The sequence below is a fragment of the Paenibacillus sp. FSL H8-0332 genome, assembly GCF_037963835.1.
Taxonomy (GTDB): Bacteria; Bacillota; Bacilli; order Paenibacillales; family Paenibacillaceae; genus Paenibacillus_AQ; species Paenibacillus_AQ rhizoplanae.
Window position 1 is genome coordinate 72,380 of record NZ_CP150145.1, and the last position, 15,719, is coordinate 88,098.

The following is a 15,719-nucleotide window of genomic DNA, read 5'->3' on the forward strand; positions in this document are numbered from 1 at the left end:
CGTTTTTCCTTCTAGGTCTTATGTCGGGTACTAGGTCTGGAATAACGTTCGTGTTTGTGAGGTAATTGTTAGGTGATCTGAGTGTGTAATTCCGAGTTATGCTATAAACACGAACTATTAATGCTATTCATCATTGACACATTCGGATTTATTCGGTAAAATTCCAATTGGCCCGTAATAACGGGTTAAGCTGTTCGTATATCCTCAATGATAAGGTTTGGGGGTTTCTACAGGGGACCGTAAATTCCTGGCTACGAATAGGGTGCATTTTGCATACCTATGAAGAGGCCGGGATTTTTGTGTGCTGTTAAATATGCTGCTTGGAGAAGTGGACTGATATACCGCAGAGACGCGTCGCGGCCCCTGTCAACTGCAGGCCGAAGCCGTTTCACCCTGGGAGGAACAGAGAAGATATGAGTAAATATGATGTAATTGTTGTTGGAGCCGGTCCGGCTGGAATATTCGCTTGTTATGAATTAACGCTAAAGGCCCCTGAGCTGAAGGTGCTGCTGGTGGACAAGGGACATGATATCTACCGCCGCAACTGCCCGATCCTGGAGGAGAAAATCAAGCTCTGTCCGCCCGCCTCCGGCCGCAAGGAATTCGCCGGGTGTCTGCCGGCCTGCTCCATTACTGCGGGCTTCGGCGGTGCTGGCGCATACAGTGACGGCAAATTCAACATTACAACCGAATTCGGCGGCTGGATGACGGATTATTTGCCTCCTTCCAAGGTGCTGGAGCTGATTGAATATGTGGACGGGATCAACCTGGAGCACGGGGCAACCCCGGTCATTACCGATCCGACGACGGAGAGCATTCGCGGCATTGAGCAACGGGGATATGCCGCCGGGCTGAAGCTGCTGCGGGCGCAGGTCCGTCACCTCGGAACCGAGCAGAACCTGGAGATTCTGAAATCGATCTATGAATATCTGCGGACACGCATTGATATGTTATACAAGACGGAAGTAGCAGACATCGTTACTGTCAAAGAGAGCGGAACACACCGCATCACAGGTATTACGCTGAAGAACGGGGAGAGTCATGAGGCCGCTCTGGTGATGATTGCTCCGGGACGGGACGGCTCGGCCTGGCTGACAGAGGTGCTGAAGAAGCGCAGGCTCAAAATGTACAATAACCAGGTCGATGTCGGGGTGCGTGTAGAGACCTCGGATGTGGTGATGAGGGAGATTAATGAGCATCTGTATGAGGGCAAATTCATCTTCAATACCTCCGTGGGTACACGTGTCCGCACCTTCTGCAGCAATCCCTCGGGGCATGTGGTCGTGGAAAATCACAGCGGAGCGATGGCCGCGAACGGGCACTCCTACAAGGACCCGGCGCTGGGCTCGAAGAATACCAACTTTGCACTGCTGGTCTCCCATACCTTCACGGAGCCGTTCGACAAGCCAAATGAATATGCCCGGGAGATCTGCAAGCGGGCGAATGATCTGTCCAGCGGCGGGGTCATCGTGCAGAAATACGGAGATATCCTGCGGGGCCGCCGTTCTACGGAGACCCGGATCAAGGAAGGATTCCTGGAGCCTACGCTGAAGGAAGCGGTACCGGGCGATCTCGGTCTGGTGCTGCCATACATCACGATGAAGAGCCTGATTGAAATGGTTGAAGCTTTGGAAAAGGTAACCCCAGGCATCGCCTCCGAACATACCCTCTTCTATGGCGTGGAAGCGAAGTTCTATTCCGCCCGTCCGAAGCTGACGGATGAGTTCGAGACCGAAATCTCCGGCCTCTACTGCGGCGGCGACGGGGCAGGCATTACCCGTGGACTGGCCCAGGCCGGGGCGGCTGGCGTCTGGATTGCCCGCGGGATGATGGCGAAGAATGCCCAAGAGGTTAGCGTGCAACCGGCAGGAGTATAATCCTGGGCGGGAAGACGCCGTAAGGACAGCCGTACCCTCAAAAGCTGGGGGTGCGGCTGTTTTTTTAGCTGTTATGCCGATGCTTGAATTAACGCGTTTAGCCTGAGGCGGCGAAGGAACTGGAGGAACGGTAGCGACCGCCTGAAAGCTCACAGCAATCCCATAACAGAAAAAATACAATTGCAATCTATATAGTAGTGGTTCCCTTAATTTAACTCTGCTGATATAATGTTAGAATACATAACATGACAGAGTGGAGTGAACGTGCAGAATGGGAATTCGCCGGAGCAAGGCCGCTATCGTTATTATTTTACTGCTGAGTGTGGGGTTGTATGGCTTATGGATGGAGATGTACTGGGTACATAAGGTTGTCTATATGCTGCTGATGGCGGTGCTTGCCGGGCTTGTGCTGGATATCCGCCGGGGCGGAGTGCTCGGAGCCGGGCAACTGGCGGAAGCCCGGAGCAAGGTAGAGCTGCTCGGCAATGAGATCGTTGTGACCTCAGACCGGCTGCATGGTGCTTTGGAGGAGATCACCCGCCATACCGGAGGGCTTCAGCAGACGGCAGATTATTCGCATGCCTACGAGGTGGAGCTGCAGACCCGCAGCAATGAGGCGAAGGCCAATATTGAAGGCGCTTTTGCCACAATGGGCGGAGTAGCGGCGGTTACCGGACATCTTGGAGAATTGAACGGAAGGCTGAACGCAGCCATGCAGGCGGCGCGCACGGGGATGGCAGATATGCTGGATTCGCTGAAGAATACAGATGGGGTCATGGAGGAATTGCAGGAGCAGAGCGGAGATATGCTGGGCAAATTCACCGTGTTAAGCGGACATATTGCGCTGGTGGAGGAGATGAACACCCTGATCGTAGGCATTGGCAATGAGACCTCGCTGCTGGCGTTGAATGCCTCGATTGAAGCTGCGCGGGCCGGGGAAGCGGGCCGGGGGTTCGCTGTGGTCGCAGGCCGGATCAGGCAGCTTGCCGATCAGAGCCGGGATTCCGTGGAGCGCTCAACGGCGGTGCTGCGGGATCTCAATCATGGAGTACGGCAGGTGCTGGAGTCGGTCACGAAGGAGCAGACTGCGGTTGCGCATGGAGTGAATGAAGTGGCGAAGGTGAAGCGGCGTCTCGGGGATATCTCGGCCCGGGTGGAGGAAGTTGGGGTCATAGTTACGGAGTCAGCGGCTGCGGCAGAGCGGCAGAGCAGGCTGATCGACGAGGTGACCGGCGAACTGAGCGGTGCAGTAGGGATTGTCAACGAGACCATTGCTGGCGTAGACCTGACTCTGGAGCAGGTAACCCGCCAACGGACACAGATCGGACAGCTTAATGAGATCAGCGCAAGTCTGCTGCTGGAATCTCAGACCCTGCAGCAGTCGGTGAACGGCATTGCCGGACGCAAAGTCATTGAGCTGAGCCAATATACGGCGCGGCTTGAGGAAATGCAGACGGTGCTTCAGGAGATAGCAGCCAAGCAGGAGATGTGTGCAGCGGATGCGGACATCCATGGCAGAGTTCTTACGGCCTGTAAGAATAAGGTACCGGATGTGCAGGCCATTTGGTCCAACCGGACGGATGGTACCTTCATCTACTCGGAGCCTGCGGCCGGGCTGCTGAATGCGAAGCGCCGTGACTGGTGGAACGGGGCGATGACGGAAGGGCAATACGTCTCGCAGCCGTATGTCTCGGCCATTACCAAGCGTTCCTGTATCACGCTCTCCAGAGCAATTACGAACGGCGACGGGAAGATTGTGGGTGTGGTGGGGATTGATCTGGCAGTTTAGAGGCATTGAATAGTGGATGCATATTGTGTAGTAAGGAAGGGATAGAACGGTGAGAAAACTCAGCATATCGCGGCAGCTCTGAACGAAAAACAAATTCATAGACTGCCGCTATGTTGTTGAACTAACGGTTCCCGTTAGTTGAATCCCATCATTTTAATAAAGTAATCGTTGTAAGATATGATTTGAGGATCATCAAAAATTTGATAACCCAACTGCTTAAGTGATAATCTTCTTTGTTCTCCAAAAGGTATTGCTTTTGTAACAATACTATTTGCTCCAAAGTAGTCATAAAAATAATCCTCAATCATTTGTAACAACTCGGTAATTACATTCGAAATCTCGAATTCAGAACCAAGATCAAGCCGCAAAATTCCAATATTCCCATATTCTTTTTCAGGTTCATTCCTTGTAAAAAATTCAATAGTCCCAATTGATTTCGCTGTACTCTTATTAACAATGCTGAAACGTACATAATATTTTCTTTCGTATTCATAAAGCCAAAAACCTATGTGTTCTTTCATTTTTTCTAATGTCTGTATATTGAAATTATTCATACAGTTATCGCTGTTAAACAAACGATTAGAAACAGGATCGGAATAGCATTCTAAAAGATCTTCAGCATCTTCGATTTTTACTAACCTTACAAAAAAATGTTCTGTTTCAAAACTTGGACACACTTGATATGGATCTTTCACTCTGAAATTCGACATAAATAAACCACCTCAAAGAGAACGTTTGTTCCTATATAATACCATATAATAACAAGTGATAGTTTTAAAAAATGAAAATAATATTAACATTTTTTGAACTCTACTGCCCGGTTATTTTGAGGGGCTGTTATAGCCCCTATAGATTCACTTTCGTTTGTTACGGCCAATTAAGCCGCCAACTATCCAAAAGATCAAAATACCAACAAAGGCAAATACAATCCAAAAAGCTATACGCACAAGCTATCACTCCTTTAAAGAAACCATACGATAATAGTTAATTTTCCGCAATAGAAGGGCTTTTATACCCAGGAGAGAACACGACATCCTGGTTTGGAAATCCAATAGGATTATCTCAACCATTAGAGGCGGCTGGGCGGATTGCTATAACCAATATCCCATCTTATAATGGACCGATAGCTTGTCCTATGGAGGCCTGAGTGTGCAATATAATTTGAGTATTCTGCTGCAATTGTTTGAGCGGGCAGCGCTGCTGCTGATGTGTCTGTTCGTTCTGAGCCGGGTGCCGAGGTTCAAGGAGATTTTTGCCAAAGGGATTCATGCGCCGCAGGAGCTGGCGATTGTCACGGTCATCTTCAGCCTGTTCGCCATCTTCGGAACCTACAGCGGGATTAATGTGGAGGGGTCTCTGGTCAATGTGCGGATTATCGCCATTATAGCCGGGGGGATTCTGTTCGGCCCTTGGGTCGGGCTGATTACCGGGATCCTCTCGGGCGTACACCGCTTCCTGATCGATATCGGCGGGGTCACTTCGCTCCCGTGTCTGATTACCAGCATTACAGCTGGTGTGGTATCCGGGGTTATCTACCGGCGCACTTCGCCTGAACGGCGCTGGATCGCTGCCATTGCCGCCGGAATGGCCTGTGAGGCATTGACGATGGCGCTGATTCTTGTGATGGCTGATCCCCATTCGCTGGGGGTGGATATCGTGTCCAAGATTGCTTTTCCGATGATTATGGGGCAGATCTGTGCCGGGCTGATCGTTACGCTTGTGCAGAGTGTAGAAGGGGAGAAAGAACGTATTGCCGCGAAGCAGTCCAAGCTGGCGCTGGAGATTGCCAATAAGACGCTTCCGTATTTCCGCAGTATTACTCCCGAGTCGCTGCGTACGATCTGCGGAATCATCCAAGAGGATATCGGGGCCGATGCGGTGGCAATTACCGATACCAAAGTCATTCTGGCCTACGTGGGTGTCGGGGAAGAATATTATGCCGAAGCTAATGAGATCATCAGTGAGGAGACGAAGCAGACGCTGAGCAGCGGGGAGATTACCATCCGTGACGACGATACCGAGTACATGAACCGGGACATCCGCTCGTTGATCATTATTCCGCTGAAGGAGAAGGGTGAGGTGACAGGGTCACTCAAGATCTACTATACCCACGCGCATAAAATCACCTATTCCCTCCAGGCTATGGCTGTAGGGCTGTCACAGATCATCTCCACACTGATGGAGGTGTCACGGGTTGAGGGGATCAAGGAGATGGCCAACAAGGCCGAGCTGAAGGCACTGCAGACCAGTATCAACCCCCATTTTCTGTTCAATGCGCTGAATGCGATTATCTCCTCGATCCGGATCGACCCGGACAAGGCGCGTGAGCTGATCGTCAATCTGTCGGGGTATATGCGGTATAATCTGGAGCTGACCGATGAGTCCATAGATATCCGGCGCGAGCTGCAGCAGGTGCAGCATTATGTGGAGATTGAGAAGGCCCGCTTCGGCAGCCGCCTGAGCGTTCTGTACGACATAGATGAGGTAGCGGTGCGCATTCCGAGTCTGGTCATTCAGCCGCTGGTGGAGAATGCGATTATCCACGGGATTTTGAAGGGGAAAGGGAACGGAACGGTGGACATCTCGGTCAAGGACCACGGAGACAGCGTAAGGGTGCGAATTGCCGATACCGGAGCGGGAATCAGTGAAGAGACGATTGCGAAGGTCTACAGCGGAAGCATGGAGGGCAACAAAATCGGCCTCAACAACGTACACCAGCGTATCAAGCTGATCTACGGCACGGGTCTGACCATCCACCGGCTGGCTAAGGGGACGGAAATATATTTTGATGTGATAAAGGAGCAGCGATGAGAGCGATCATTGTCGAGGATGAAGTGCTGGCAAGACAGGAGCTTACGTATCTGATTCAGACCCATAGTCAGTTCAAGATTGCGGCGGAATTCGAGGACGGGCTGGATGCGCTGAAGTATCTGCAGACGGATACGGTGGATGTGATTTTCCTGGATATCAATATCCCTTCGATTGACGGGGTGCTGCTGGCCCATAATATCAGCCGGTTCGCGGTCAAGCCGTATATTGTGTTCATTACAGCCTATAAGGAGCATGCCGCCGAGGCGTTCGAGATTGAAGCATTCGACTATATTCTGAAGCCTTACAGCGAGACGCGGATCAGAGCGATGCTGCAGAAGCTGGAAGGTGCCATCGCGGCCAGAAGCCGCCAGGGGGAAGAGGGGCCGGTGAAGCTGGGCAGCGATAAGGTCAATCTGTGGAAAAATGAAAAGATTATCGTCGTCGATGCAGACGAGATCTATTATGCTTCGGCGCAGGAGAAAACAACGAGTGTGATCACCAAGGGGGAGGAATACAGCATGGCCCTAAGTATCAGCGAATTCCATACCCGCCTGCCACAGGAGCAGTTCTTCCGCTGTCACCGCTCCTATCTCGTCAATCTGTCCAAAATCAAGGAAATCATCCCCTGGTTCAACAATACCTATCTGCTTAGGCTGCGTGATCTGAATGTGGAGGTTCCAGTCAGCTGCAGCAAGGTGAAGGAATTCAGGCAGATTATGCGTCTCTAGCGGCAGTTCATTCCCCGTCAGTGTCATCTCATTCCGGATTTCTCTCAGAAGGAGCTCCTTTCGCTACAATGAAGAGGCAAAGTAAGCCTTGAAGCGACTTCGAAAGAGAAAGAAGGAATCACCATGACAACGACAATGACCAGTAAACGGTGGCTCATCGTACTAGGTACAGTAATTATGCAAATGGGACTCGGTACCATCTACACCTGGAGCCTGTTCAATGCACATCTTGTCAGTACATTTGGGTTTGAGCTTAGCTCAGTTTCGATAACGTTTTCTATTACCAGCTTTGCCTTGGCCTTCGCCACACTGTTCGCAGGCAAGCTGCAGGACCGGTTCGGTCTCCGCAGACTGACCGCAGCTTCCGGCATACTGCTGGGGCTGGGGCTGATTCTAAGCTCGCAGGCCAGTTCCCTGCCGATGTTCTACCTGCTGGCTGGCGTAGTGGTCGGATATGCGGACGGAACGGCGTATATTACTTCGCTGTCCAACCTGATGAAGTGGTTCCCGAAGAATAAGGGACTGATCTCCGGGGTGTCCGTGGGTGCTTACGGAACGGGCAGTCTGATCTTCAAATACATCAACGGCGGCCTGATTGAATCGGCTGGGGTGTCGAATGCTTTTCTATACTGGGGCCTGATGGTCATGATGATGATCCTCATCGGCTCGCTGCTGGTCCGGGAAGCTCCGGTAGCTGCACCAGTCATGGGCAATCAGAAGCTGGCCGCCTCCGGGACTGCACTTCTGCCTAAAGATTATACGGTAAAAGAAATGCTCCGTACGAAGGAAGCCTACCTGCTGTTCGTGATCTTCTTCACCGCCTGCATGAGCGGCCTCTATCTGATCGGTATCGTAAAGGATATCGGTGTGCAGCTGGCGGGGATGGATGTGGCGACGGCGGCAAATGCTGTAGCGATGATTGCTATTTTCAATACGGCCGGACGCCTGATTCTTGGCGCATTATCCGACCGGGTAAGCCGGACCAAGCTGATTAGTATCACGCTGGCGGTAACGGCTGCGGCGATGTTTATCCTCAGCTATGCCACACTGAGCTATGGCCTGTTCTTCGCCTGCGTGGCAGCCATCGCCTTCTGCTTCGGCGGTAACATTACCGTCTTCCCGGCGATTGTCAGTGACTTCTTCGGCCTGAAGAATCACAGCAAGAACTACGGCATCATCTATCAGGGCTTCGGGATCGGCGCGCTATCCGGTTCGTTCATCGCTGCCTTCCTCGGCGGGTTCAAGCCTACTTTTAACATCATCGGACTGCTGTGTATTCTGGCTTGCATCCTGGCGGTTTCGCTGCAGCCTCCGGTAGCCAGAGCAGCCAAAGCCAAGGGAATGAGCCTGAAGCCATCACGGCATACGGCTTAAGCCTATATCGACTTACGTCGGCTTAAGAGAAGCAAATAAGAGTAATATAGACAAAGAGAATAATTCGGAGAAGAGATGTCCTACGTCCGCGTTAGCGGGGGGGAGGTCTCTTTTTTGTTGGGGGGTGGGGTGGAGTGGGGGGAGTGAGGTGGATGGATGTGAAAAACTGAATAGGATGTGCTGGAGCGGGGTGAGGAGGGCGGATGTGTGTGGAAAACTAAATAGAATGTAGTTGCACGGGAGTGAGAGTGCGGAAGTGTCGAGGGCGAAGTGCCAAGTACTGTTGGTATCTTTCGCTAATGTTGCATTTATTACAACTTGGATTCGCACATCCCTAGTTGTTTGGTGAGATTGTTGCAGAGAATACAGGAATTAGCGTGCTTAGTCGCTTGGGTGAGAGGCAATCCTGCATTTCGTACAACAATTGATGAATTTGATTCCTTTTATAAGAGGAATGTTGTATTCTGTGCAGCAGTTTCAATTGTTGTAACCAGAAAACAGGCATCCGGCAGAGCGGGTTCGCTCTACGGATGCCTGTTTGTCTAGGACTATGTGTATAAGAAGGAGGAAAAAGCTGCGGAGGGAAGGTTAGCCTTCCAGCAGCAGGGATTCCGGGTCCTCCAGCAATTCCTTGACTCTAACCAGGAAGCTGACCGCTTCTGAGCCGTCCACGATCCGGTGATCGTAGGACAAGGCGATGTACATCATCGGACGGTTGGCCGTCCGTTCCTCATCCAGCGCGATTGGGCGCAGCTGGATCTTGTGCATGCCGAGAATGCCGACCTGCGGGGTGTTGAGGATCGGTGTGGACAGCAGGGAGCCGAACACTCCGCCGTTCGTGATCGTGAAGGTACCGCCCTGAAGCTCCGGCAGGCTGAGCGTATTGGCGCGCGCCTTGGAGGCCAGCTCGCCGATCCGCCGCTCGATCTCAGGGAAGCTAAGCCGGTCGGCATCGCGGACGACTGGTACAACCAGGCCTTCCTTGGCAGCTACGGCAATGCCGATGTCATAATATTTCTTCAGCAGGAGATCTTCCCCGTCGATCTCGGCATTCAGCATCGGGTAAGCTTTGAGCGCGCCGATGACGGCCTTGGTGAAGAAGGACATGAAGCCGAGCCCGACCTCGTGCTTCTCCTTGAAGGCATCCTTGCGGCGCTTGCGGATGTCGAGAATGGCGGTCATGTCCACCTCATTGAAGGTGGTCAGCATCGCGGCCGTCTGCTGCGCTTCGACCAGGCGGCTGGCAATCGTCAGCCGCCGCCGCGACATGCGCTTGCGCTCGGTGGCTTTGCCGTCCTCGGCGTGCGGCGCCTTGCCCGCTGCCGTCGGCGCGGGCTTCGCCGGCTCCGGCCGCGCAGCCGCCTGCGGCCCGGCTGCGCCATGACCATTCACATCGGCCTGACCGATCCGGCCGATTGGGTCGCGGGCACTGACCTCGCCGAGGTCGATGCCCCGCTCCCGCGCCAGCTTGCGCGCCCCCGGCGAAGCCAGGGCCGCAGTGCCAGCCGCCGCACCTTCGGCGGCGGCTGGAGCCGTTACAGCAGCGGCCGGTTCAGCCGCTGCTGCACTTGCGGCCGCTGCAGGCACGCTGCCGCTCTGCGGTGCGGCCGCTTCCGGCTTGCCGCCGCTGGCAGCACCCGCGGCGCTGCCGGCGCCGATGATGCCGATGGCTTCGCCAACGGCAACGTTCTCGCCCGCCTGGCGCAGGATGGAGGAGATGACGCCGTCCTCCTCCGCACTGATCTCGAGATTGACCTTGTCGGTCTCAAGCTCGGCAAGCACATCCCCCTGGCCGACAGTGTCGCCTTCTTTAACCAGCCATTTGTAGATCGTTCCTTCGGAAATCGATTCGCCCAAATCGGGTACTTTTATCTCGGACACAGGCCGTACCTCCCCAAATATAGTGGTGTGCGTGATATCGTATGACCGCCTTACTGTGCTCAGGAAGACGGTACAGGTGCTTGCACTGCAGCATTCAATTTCAGGGCTTCCCGGACAATGCGCCGCTGCTCGAAGCTGTGGACATCTGCGTAGCCGCTAGCCGGGCTGGAACGATCCGGACGGCCGATGTACTGGACGGTGACCTTCTGCGGTGCGATGGCGCGCAGCCGGGATTCGGCATACGTCCACCCGCCCATATTCTTCGGTTCCTCTTGTACCCAGACGATCTCCTCCAGAGAGCTGAAGCCGCTAAGGTGAGCGCCAATCTCGCGTTCCGGGAACGGATAGAGCTGTTCCATGCGCAAAATGTGCAGCCAGGAGAAGTCCTGTCCGCGTGTGGCCTCCAGCTCCGTCTGGAGATCGATGCCCACCTTGCCGCTGCATACCACGAGGCGCTTCACTGCTTCCGGCTTACTGCCGAGCAGCGGCTCGGGAAGAACCGGCTGGAAGATGCCCGAAGCGAGATCCGCTCCGGCTGAGGTGCTGCGCGTGTTACGGATCAGGCTCTTCGGCGCCATGATAACCAGCGGCCGGGCATCCGGTTGTCCGCAGAGCGCGGCCTGACGGCGGAGCAGATGGAAATACTGCGCAGCACTGGTCAGGTTGGCTACAGTCCAGTTCTCCTCGGCGGAGAGCTGGAGGAACCGTTCCATTCTGCCGCTGGAGTGCTCCGGTCCTTGGCCTTCATAGCCGTGAGGCAGCAGGATTGTCAGGTTGCTGCGCTGTGTCCACTTGGCGCGTCCGGCAGAAATGAACTGGTCAATAATGACCTGAGCGGCATTGGCGAAGTCGCCGTATTGAGCCTCCCAGATGACGAAGGTCTCCGGTGCGAACACATTATAACCATATTCGAAGCCGAGGACAGAGGCCTCGGACAGCGGACTGTTGTAGACGCCGAATGAAGCGGCGGCATCACTCAGCTGATGCAGCGGAGCATAGAGTTCACCGTTCTCGCTGTCATGCAGCACCAGATGACGGTGGGCGAAGGTGCCGCGCTGTGAATCCTGTCCGCTGAGGCGGATCGGCGTGCCATCCTTCAGGATGGTAGCGAAGGCAAGCGTCTCTGCCAGTGCCCAGTCCACCCGCTCTCCGTCATTCAGTGCATCCTTGCGGCGCTGCAATATCCGTTCCAGCTTCGGATAGACCTTGAAGCCGGCCGGTACGCGCAGCAGCTCGCGGTTAATCTCCTGCAGACCGGCCAGCGGGAAGGCATTCGGACGCTTCTGGGGACTGTCGTTATCCAGCGCGACGGCGGTTTTGGATTCCGCATTCTTCTGCTTGCCTTCCTTCATCTGATCGAAGGCCTGCTGAAGGACACTCTCCGCCTCGGCAATCATGTTCGTTACATCATCGGCTGTAATTACCTTCTCGCGCTCCAGGCGTTCTGCATAAGCGCGGTATACAGTAGGGTGGTTCCGCACCTTGCCGTATACAATCGGCTGTGTAGTCTCGGGATCATCCATTTCATTATGCCCGTGGCGGCGGTAGCCGATCAGATCAATCAGGAAGTCCTTCTTGAACATATGGCGGTAAGCGCAGGCCAGACGGACTGCGGCAATACAAGCTTCAGGGTCATCGGCATTGACATGCACGACCGGGATCTCATACCCTTTGGCCAAGTCGCTGGCATAATGGGTGGAGCGGGAATCTTCGCTCTCTGTGGTGAAGCCGATCCGGTTATTGACGATAATATGCACGGTACCGCCATTCTGATAACCCTGCAATTTGCCGATATTAAGCGTCTCAGCGACAATGCCCTCTCCAGGGAAGGCGGCATCGCCGTGCATCAGCACAGCCATGGCCTTGCTTGTATTCAGCTTAGGCATTCCCGGAGCGTTGCGCTCTTCCTGTGCAGCACGTGTGAAGCCCTCAACTACAGGATTGACGAATTCTAGATGACTCGGGTTATTCGCAAGCGTGATCCGGGTGCGCACGGTCTCGCCTTCGCGGACGGCACGGTCAGCCCCGAGATGATACTTCACATCACCGCTCCAGCCGTAGGTCACGCCCATGGAGCCTTCTGAAGGGAACAGCTCTTTGTTCGGCGAGTGATGGAATTCCGAGAAAATAATATCATAAGGCTTGCCCAGAATATGAGCCAGCACATTAAGTCTTCCACGGTGGGCCATGCCCATCAGAATATGCTCTGCGCCATCATGCGCGGCGGCGCGGACAATCTCATCCAGCATCGGCACAAGGGCGTCATTGCCCTCCAGGCTGAAGCGCTTCTGGCCGACGAAGGTCTTGTGCAGGAAGGTCTCGAAATGCTCCACCTGGATCAGCCGCTTCAACAGCTCTTTACGCTCTGTATTATTCAGCGGGGCAGGGGAGGTCATGGATTCCGCCTGGCTGTTGAGCCAGCGCAGCTCGCGTTCATCATGTACATGCCCGAATTCATAGGCGATGGTCTGGGTATAGGCCTGGCGCATTCTGTGGACGGCATCCATCGCGGTATGCACATCCGCAGGGGCATTATCCCAGATCAGCGAAGCGGGCAGTGCATTAAGATCCTCGCGGGTAAGCTCGTAGGTCTCCAGCTCCAGCCATTTGGCCATCGGGTTCGTGCTGCGCTCCAGCGGGTCAATGTCTGCGGCCATATGGCCATATATACGAATATTGGCGATCAGCTTCGAGGCCTTGACGGCCTTTTTGAGCCACTGCGCATCTGCGGATACGGCAGGCCTTGGAGCCCTCTCGGCATCGGGTGCCAGTGGAGGGGGGCCGGATACGGTGAAGAGATCGCGGTAATGTTGTTCAACAGAAGAGGGGTCCTTGACAAATTGCTCATATCTTTCTTGGATGTAGCCCAGGTTGGGGCCGTAGTATTTGCTCCATACTGTGTCGTTATAGGGCTCTTTGACTGCCATGAATAGGTCCTCCTAACGGATAAACTCCACGCGAGGCATCCAGTGTGCCACTTGGCGGAGCTGCAAATGTTTGCGGTTTCATTCTCATCCTATTGTGCTACTTTCCGGCGGGGTAATCAATTCATACTTTCGGTCAATCCGTTCGCAATTTGGCATGATTCATTACAGTATTCATACGGAACTATCATAAATAGAAATAATTCATTTATATATGGACGCACTTAAGAATTGAAACGAAGCTGGACCGTCGCTGCGGTGAACATTTGGACCTCCGGCCGCTGTTGTATTTGAATTTCCTAATTTGAACCGCTCTTCGCGGTAGAAATCCAAATACAAAGGCGGACGCTGCCGCTCCTCCAGTTCCAAATTTCCCCTCCGCTTCTTTTGCTTTTTGTTATTTCTTTAGTGCTTTCAAAATATAAACTCACATAACTCTCCGTTATATATACAAATGGGTAATTGTCTCTATACGATGGTGCGTGCAGCGGTAAGCCGGGGCGGTTAGAGTTCCCTTTAGTATATTTAAACTATTACATAGGGTTTGAACTTGGAACTGGAAATATTTATACAAGCTGCTGGCAATTTCAGCTAAGTTTCCTCACATTTTAACATAAAAAAATTCCAGAAAACGACACACTAATCGCGTATGATCTTGTATAATGTTATTGCGGAGAACGGTTTCATCGATTCTTGCCAGATCCTTTCATGATGGAAAGGGTCCAGTAAAAGGTAAACCTGCCGAAAGACAGGGGCACAAAGTCTCGGATCTAAAGTAGAAATACTACAAAGTAGCAATACTACTATGATGGCCGGACTGCCTGGGGACGCGAAAATTCTAGGAGGAGATTTCTTGGATATGTCCAACCAGGGGAATAACGAGTTGCAGGCAGTAGATCTGGATTTGGAATGGGTAGACTTGCTGATGTCTGCCAAGCAGGCGGGGATCGCGGCAGAGGATATCCGCCGGTTTCTAAGCGAAAAGGCACTCCAGGCGATGTAAGGGCGGTCATCATTGTTCGGATACATACAGAAAAGGCACAGCGGCCGGTACGCTGTGCCTTTTCTGTATGCCTTTGAAAGGATGCCTTCGCCGAAGGTGGCCTCCCTGCCAAGTGAAGTCTTCCCGGCGGCATACAATACTACGTCTAGTTGTCCTTTTGATCCATACGCCATTTCTGGTAATCGAGGAACTCCTTGAATTCCCGTTTGCTTATACCGGAGGCCATGGCCTCCTGAACCAGCCGGAACCATTCCCCGTCCAGAGCCTGTTCTTCCGTCTCTGCCAGCCCGCCATACAGCAGTGCATGAATGGATACCTGAAGCGCGTCAGCGATTTTTTCGATGAATTGAATGGAGGGGTTGGATTGAATGTTCCGTTCCACATTACTGAGGTATGATTTCGCCACATCAGCCTTATCCGCAAGCTCGGATAACGAATAGCCCTTCTCCAGCCGGAGTTTGTGGATGCGGCTTCCCATAGTATCTGACACGATTACAACGCCCTCCGTACTTTTTTGGTAAAAGATAAGAATTTATATGCTTCGCGCTATACATTCTCCTTATCTTTCTCGCTGAAACGGCACCGCCCTTTAAAGGGACAGTAAAGCCGTTTCCATTTGTAAGTATAACAAAAATCCGCAAATCGGACAAAATTCATTGAACCCGGCAGCCGGGAGAAAAGGAAAAGGCACACCCGGCCCGGTTGGGGAAGGATGTGCCGTCTTCATGGATTGCTGACCTACTTGGCTTCTCCCAGTCCTTGAAGTGCATCGAAGGTCCAGTTCAGAGCTAAGCCGTCACCCTGAAAAATGTTCTGATCGAGCGTGTTGTCTACGAATTCGAAAGCGATCTTGAAGGTCTTGGACCCGGCGGCGGCAATCCCTCCTGGCAGTACGCCTGCTGCTACGAGATCGTAGCTGGGGGTATTCTTCAGATCCTTCAGGGAGATCTCGGACAGCACATGACCGCTTAGTGAACCGCCGGTGTACGTACTATCTAGGAGCTTGACCTTGAAGTGGTCTCCGAGATCCTGGCCCGCGTTATCACCCATGGCATCGGTCACGGTGTAAGTGGTGGCAAGCTTGAGGAGCTTGATATCCAGTGTGCCGTCATTGGACAAGGTGAAGGTGCGGACGGTGTAGTCTCCCGGCTTCAGATTCGTCAGCGCTACCGGAGTATTGAAGGAAGAGCCGAGCTTCAGCGTACCTGCGGCGAAGGTTGCCGTGCTGGTGGCTGTGGAGCTGAAGTAAGCGAAGGTGCCCCCGCCGATTAAAGACAAACCCAGTGCTGCCGATGCTACGCCAAGACCCAATGTTTTTTTGATACCCATGAT

11 protein-coding genes and 2 riboswitches are annotated in these 15,719 nt (G+C 53.3%); of the genes, 6 read left to right on the forward strand and 5 right to left on the reverse strand.

Going from position 1 to position 15,719, the window contains the following annotated elements; translation table 11 throughout:
• The first annotated feature begins 174 nt into the window (after positions 1–174).
• Positions 175–274, forward strand: a riboswitch (purine riboswitch).
• A gap of 139 nt (positions 275–413) precedes the next feature.
• Both NST43_RS00320 and NST43_RS00325 read left to right on the forward strand, forming a co-directional pair.
• A complete protein-coding gene (locus NST43_RS00320) occupies positions 414–1,877 on the forward strand; it encodes an NAD(P)/FAD-dependent oxidoreductase (RefSeq protein ID WP_339221784.1) in 1,464 nt (487 codons plus the stop codon).
• Between the two features lie 271 nt (positions 1,878–2,148).
• The gene (locus NST43_RS00325; RefSeq protein WP_339221785.1) at positions 2,149–3,666 is read left to right on the forward strand and encodes a methyl-accepting chemotaxis protein; all 1,518 of its coding nucleotides are present in this window, start codon (positions 2,149–2,151) and stop codon (positions 3,664–3,666) included.
• Between the two features lie 134 nt (positions 3,667–3,800).
• On the opposite strand, the gene NST43_RS00330 is transcribed toward NST43_RS00325, so the two are convergent.
• Positions 3,801–4,376: a GNAT family N-acetyltransferase gene (locus NST43_RS00330; RefSeq protein ID WP_339221786.1), complete on the reverse strand. Its 576-nt coding sequence runs from the start codon at positions 4,374–4,376 to the stop codon at positions 3,801–3,803.
• Between the two features lie 439 nt (positions 4,377–4,815).
• Here NST43_RS00330 and NST43_RS00335 point away from each other — a divergent pair, with 439 nt between their 5' ends.
• The 3 genes from NST43_RS00335 (at position 4,816) to NST43_RS00345 (ending at position 8,579) form a co-directional block, all read left to right on the forward strand.
• Positions 4,816–6,477, forward strand: coding sequence for a sensor histidine kinase (locus NST43_RS00335; RefSeq protein ID WP_339221787.1), 1,662 nt, complete (start codon positions 4,816–4,818; stop codon positions 6,475–6,477).
• A complete protein-coding gene (locus NST43_RS00340; protein WP_339221789.1) occupies positions 6,474–7,205 on the forward strand; it encodes a LytTR family DNA-binding domain-containing protein in 732 nt (243 codons plus the stop codon). The genes NST43_RS00335 and NST43_RS00340 overlap by 4 nt, the downstream gene beginning before the upstream one ends.
• 123 nt (positions 7,206–7,328) lie before the next feature.
• Entirely contained in the window at positions 7,329–8,579 is a 1,251-nt protein-coding gene (locus tag NST43_RS00345; protein WP_339221790.1) for an OFA family MFS transporter, read from the forward strand.
• A 588-nt stretch (positions 8,580–9,167) separates the two neighbouring features.
• On the opposite strand, the gene odhB is transcribed toward NST43_RS00345, so the two are convergent.
• Both odhB and NST43_RS00355 read right to left on the reverse strand, forming a co-directional pair.
• Positions 9,168–10,460: a 2-oxoglutarate dehydrogenase complex dihydrolipoyllysine-residue succinyltransferase gene (gene odhB / locus NST43_RS00350; RefSeq protein ID WP_339221791.1), complete on the reverse strand. Its 1,293-nt coding sequence runs from the start codon at positions 10,458–10,460 to the stop codon at positions 9,168–9,170.
• Positions 10,461–10,519: 59 nt separating this feature from the next.
• On the reverse strand, positions 10,520–13,387 hold the full coding sequence (locus tag NST43_RS00355; protein WP_339221792.1) for a 2-oxoglutarate dehydrogenase E1 component: 2,868 nt from the start codon (positions 13,385–13,387) through the stop codon (positions 10,520–10,522).
• A gap of 718 nt (positions 13,388–14,105) precedes the next feature.
• Positions 14,106–14,209: riboswitch (cyclic di-GMP riboswitch) on the forward strand.
• Positions 14,210–14,243: 34 nt separating this feature from the next.
• On the opposite strand from NST43_RS00355, the gene NST43_RS00360 reads away from it, so the two are divergent.
• Positions 14,244–14,387: an anti-repressor SinI family protein gene (locus tag NST43_RS00360; protein WP_339225304.1), complete on the forward strand. Its 144-nt coding sequence runs from the start codon at positions 14,244–14,246 to the stop codon at positions 14,385–14,387.
• 145 nt (positions 14,388–14,532) lie between these two features.
• Here the strand turns inward: NST43_RS00360 and NST43_RS00365 are convergent, their stop codons facing one another.
• Together NST43_RS00365 and NST43_RS00370 are read right to left on the reverse strand one after the other, a co-directional pair.
• A complete protein-coding gene (locus NST43_RS00365) occupies positions 14,533–14,865 on the reverse strand; it encodes a helix-turn-helix transcriptional regulator (RefSeq protein WP_209994448.1) in 333 nt (110 codons plus the stop codon).
• A 260-nt stretch (positions 14,866–15,125) separates the two neighbouring features.
• A complete protein-coding gene (locus NST43_RS00370) occupies positions 15,126–15,716 on the reverse strand; it encodes a TasA family protein (RefSeq protein WP_209994437.1) in 591 nt (196 codons plus the stop codon).
• Between the last annotated feature and the right edge of the window lie 3 nt (positions 15,717–15,719).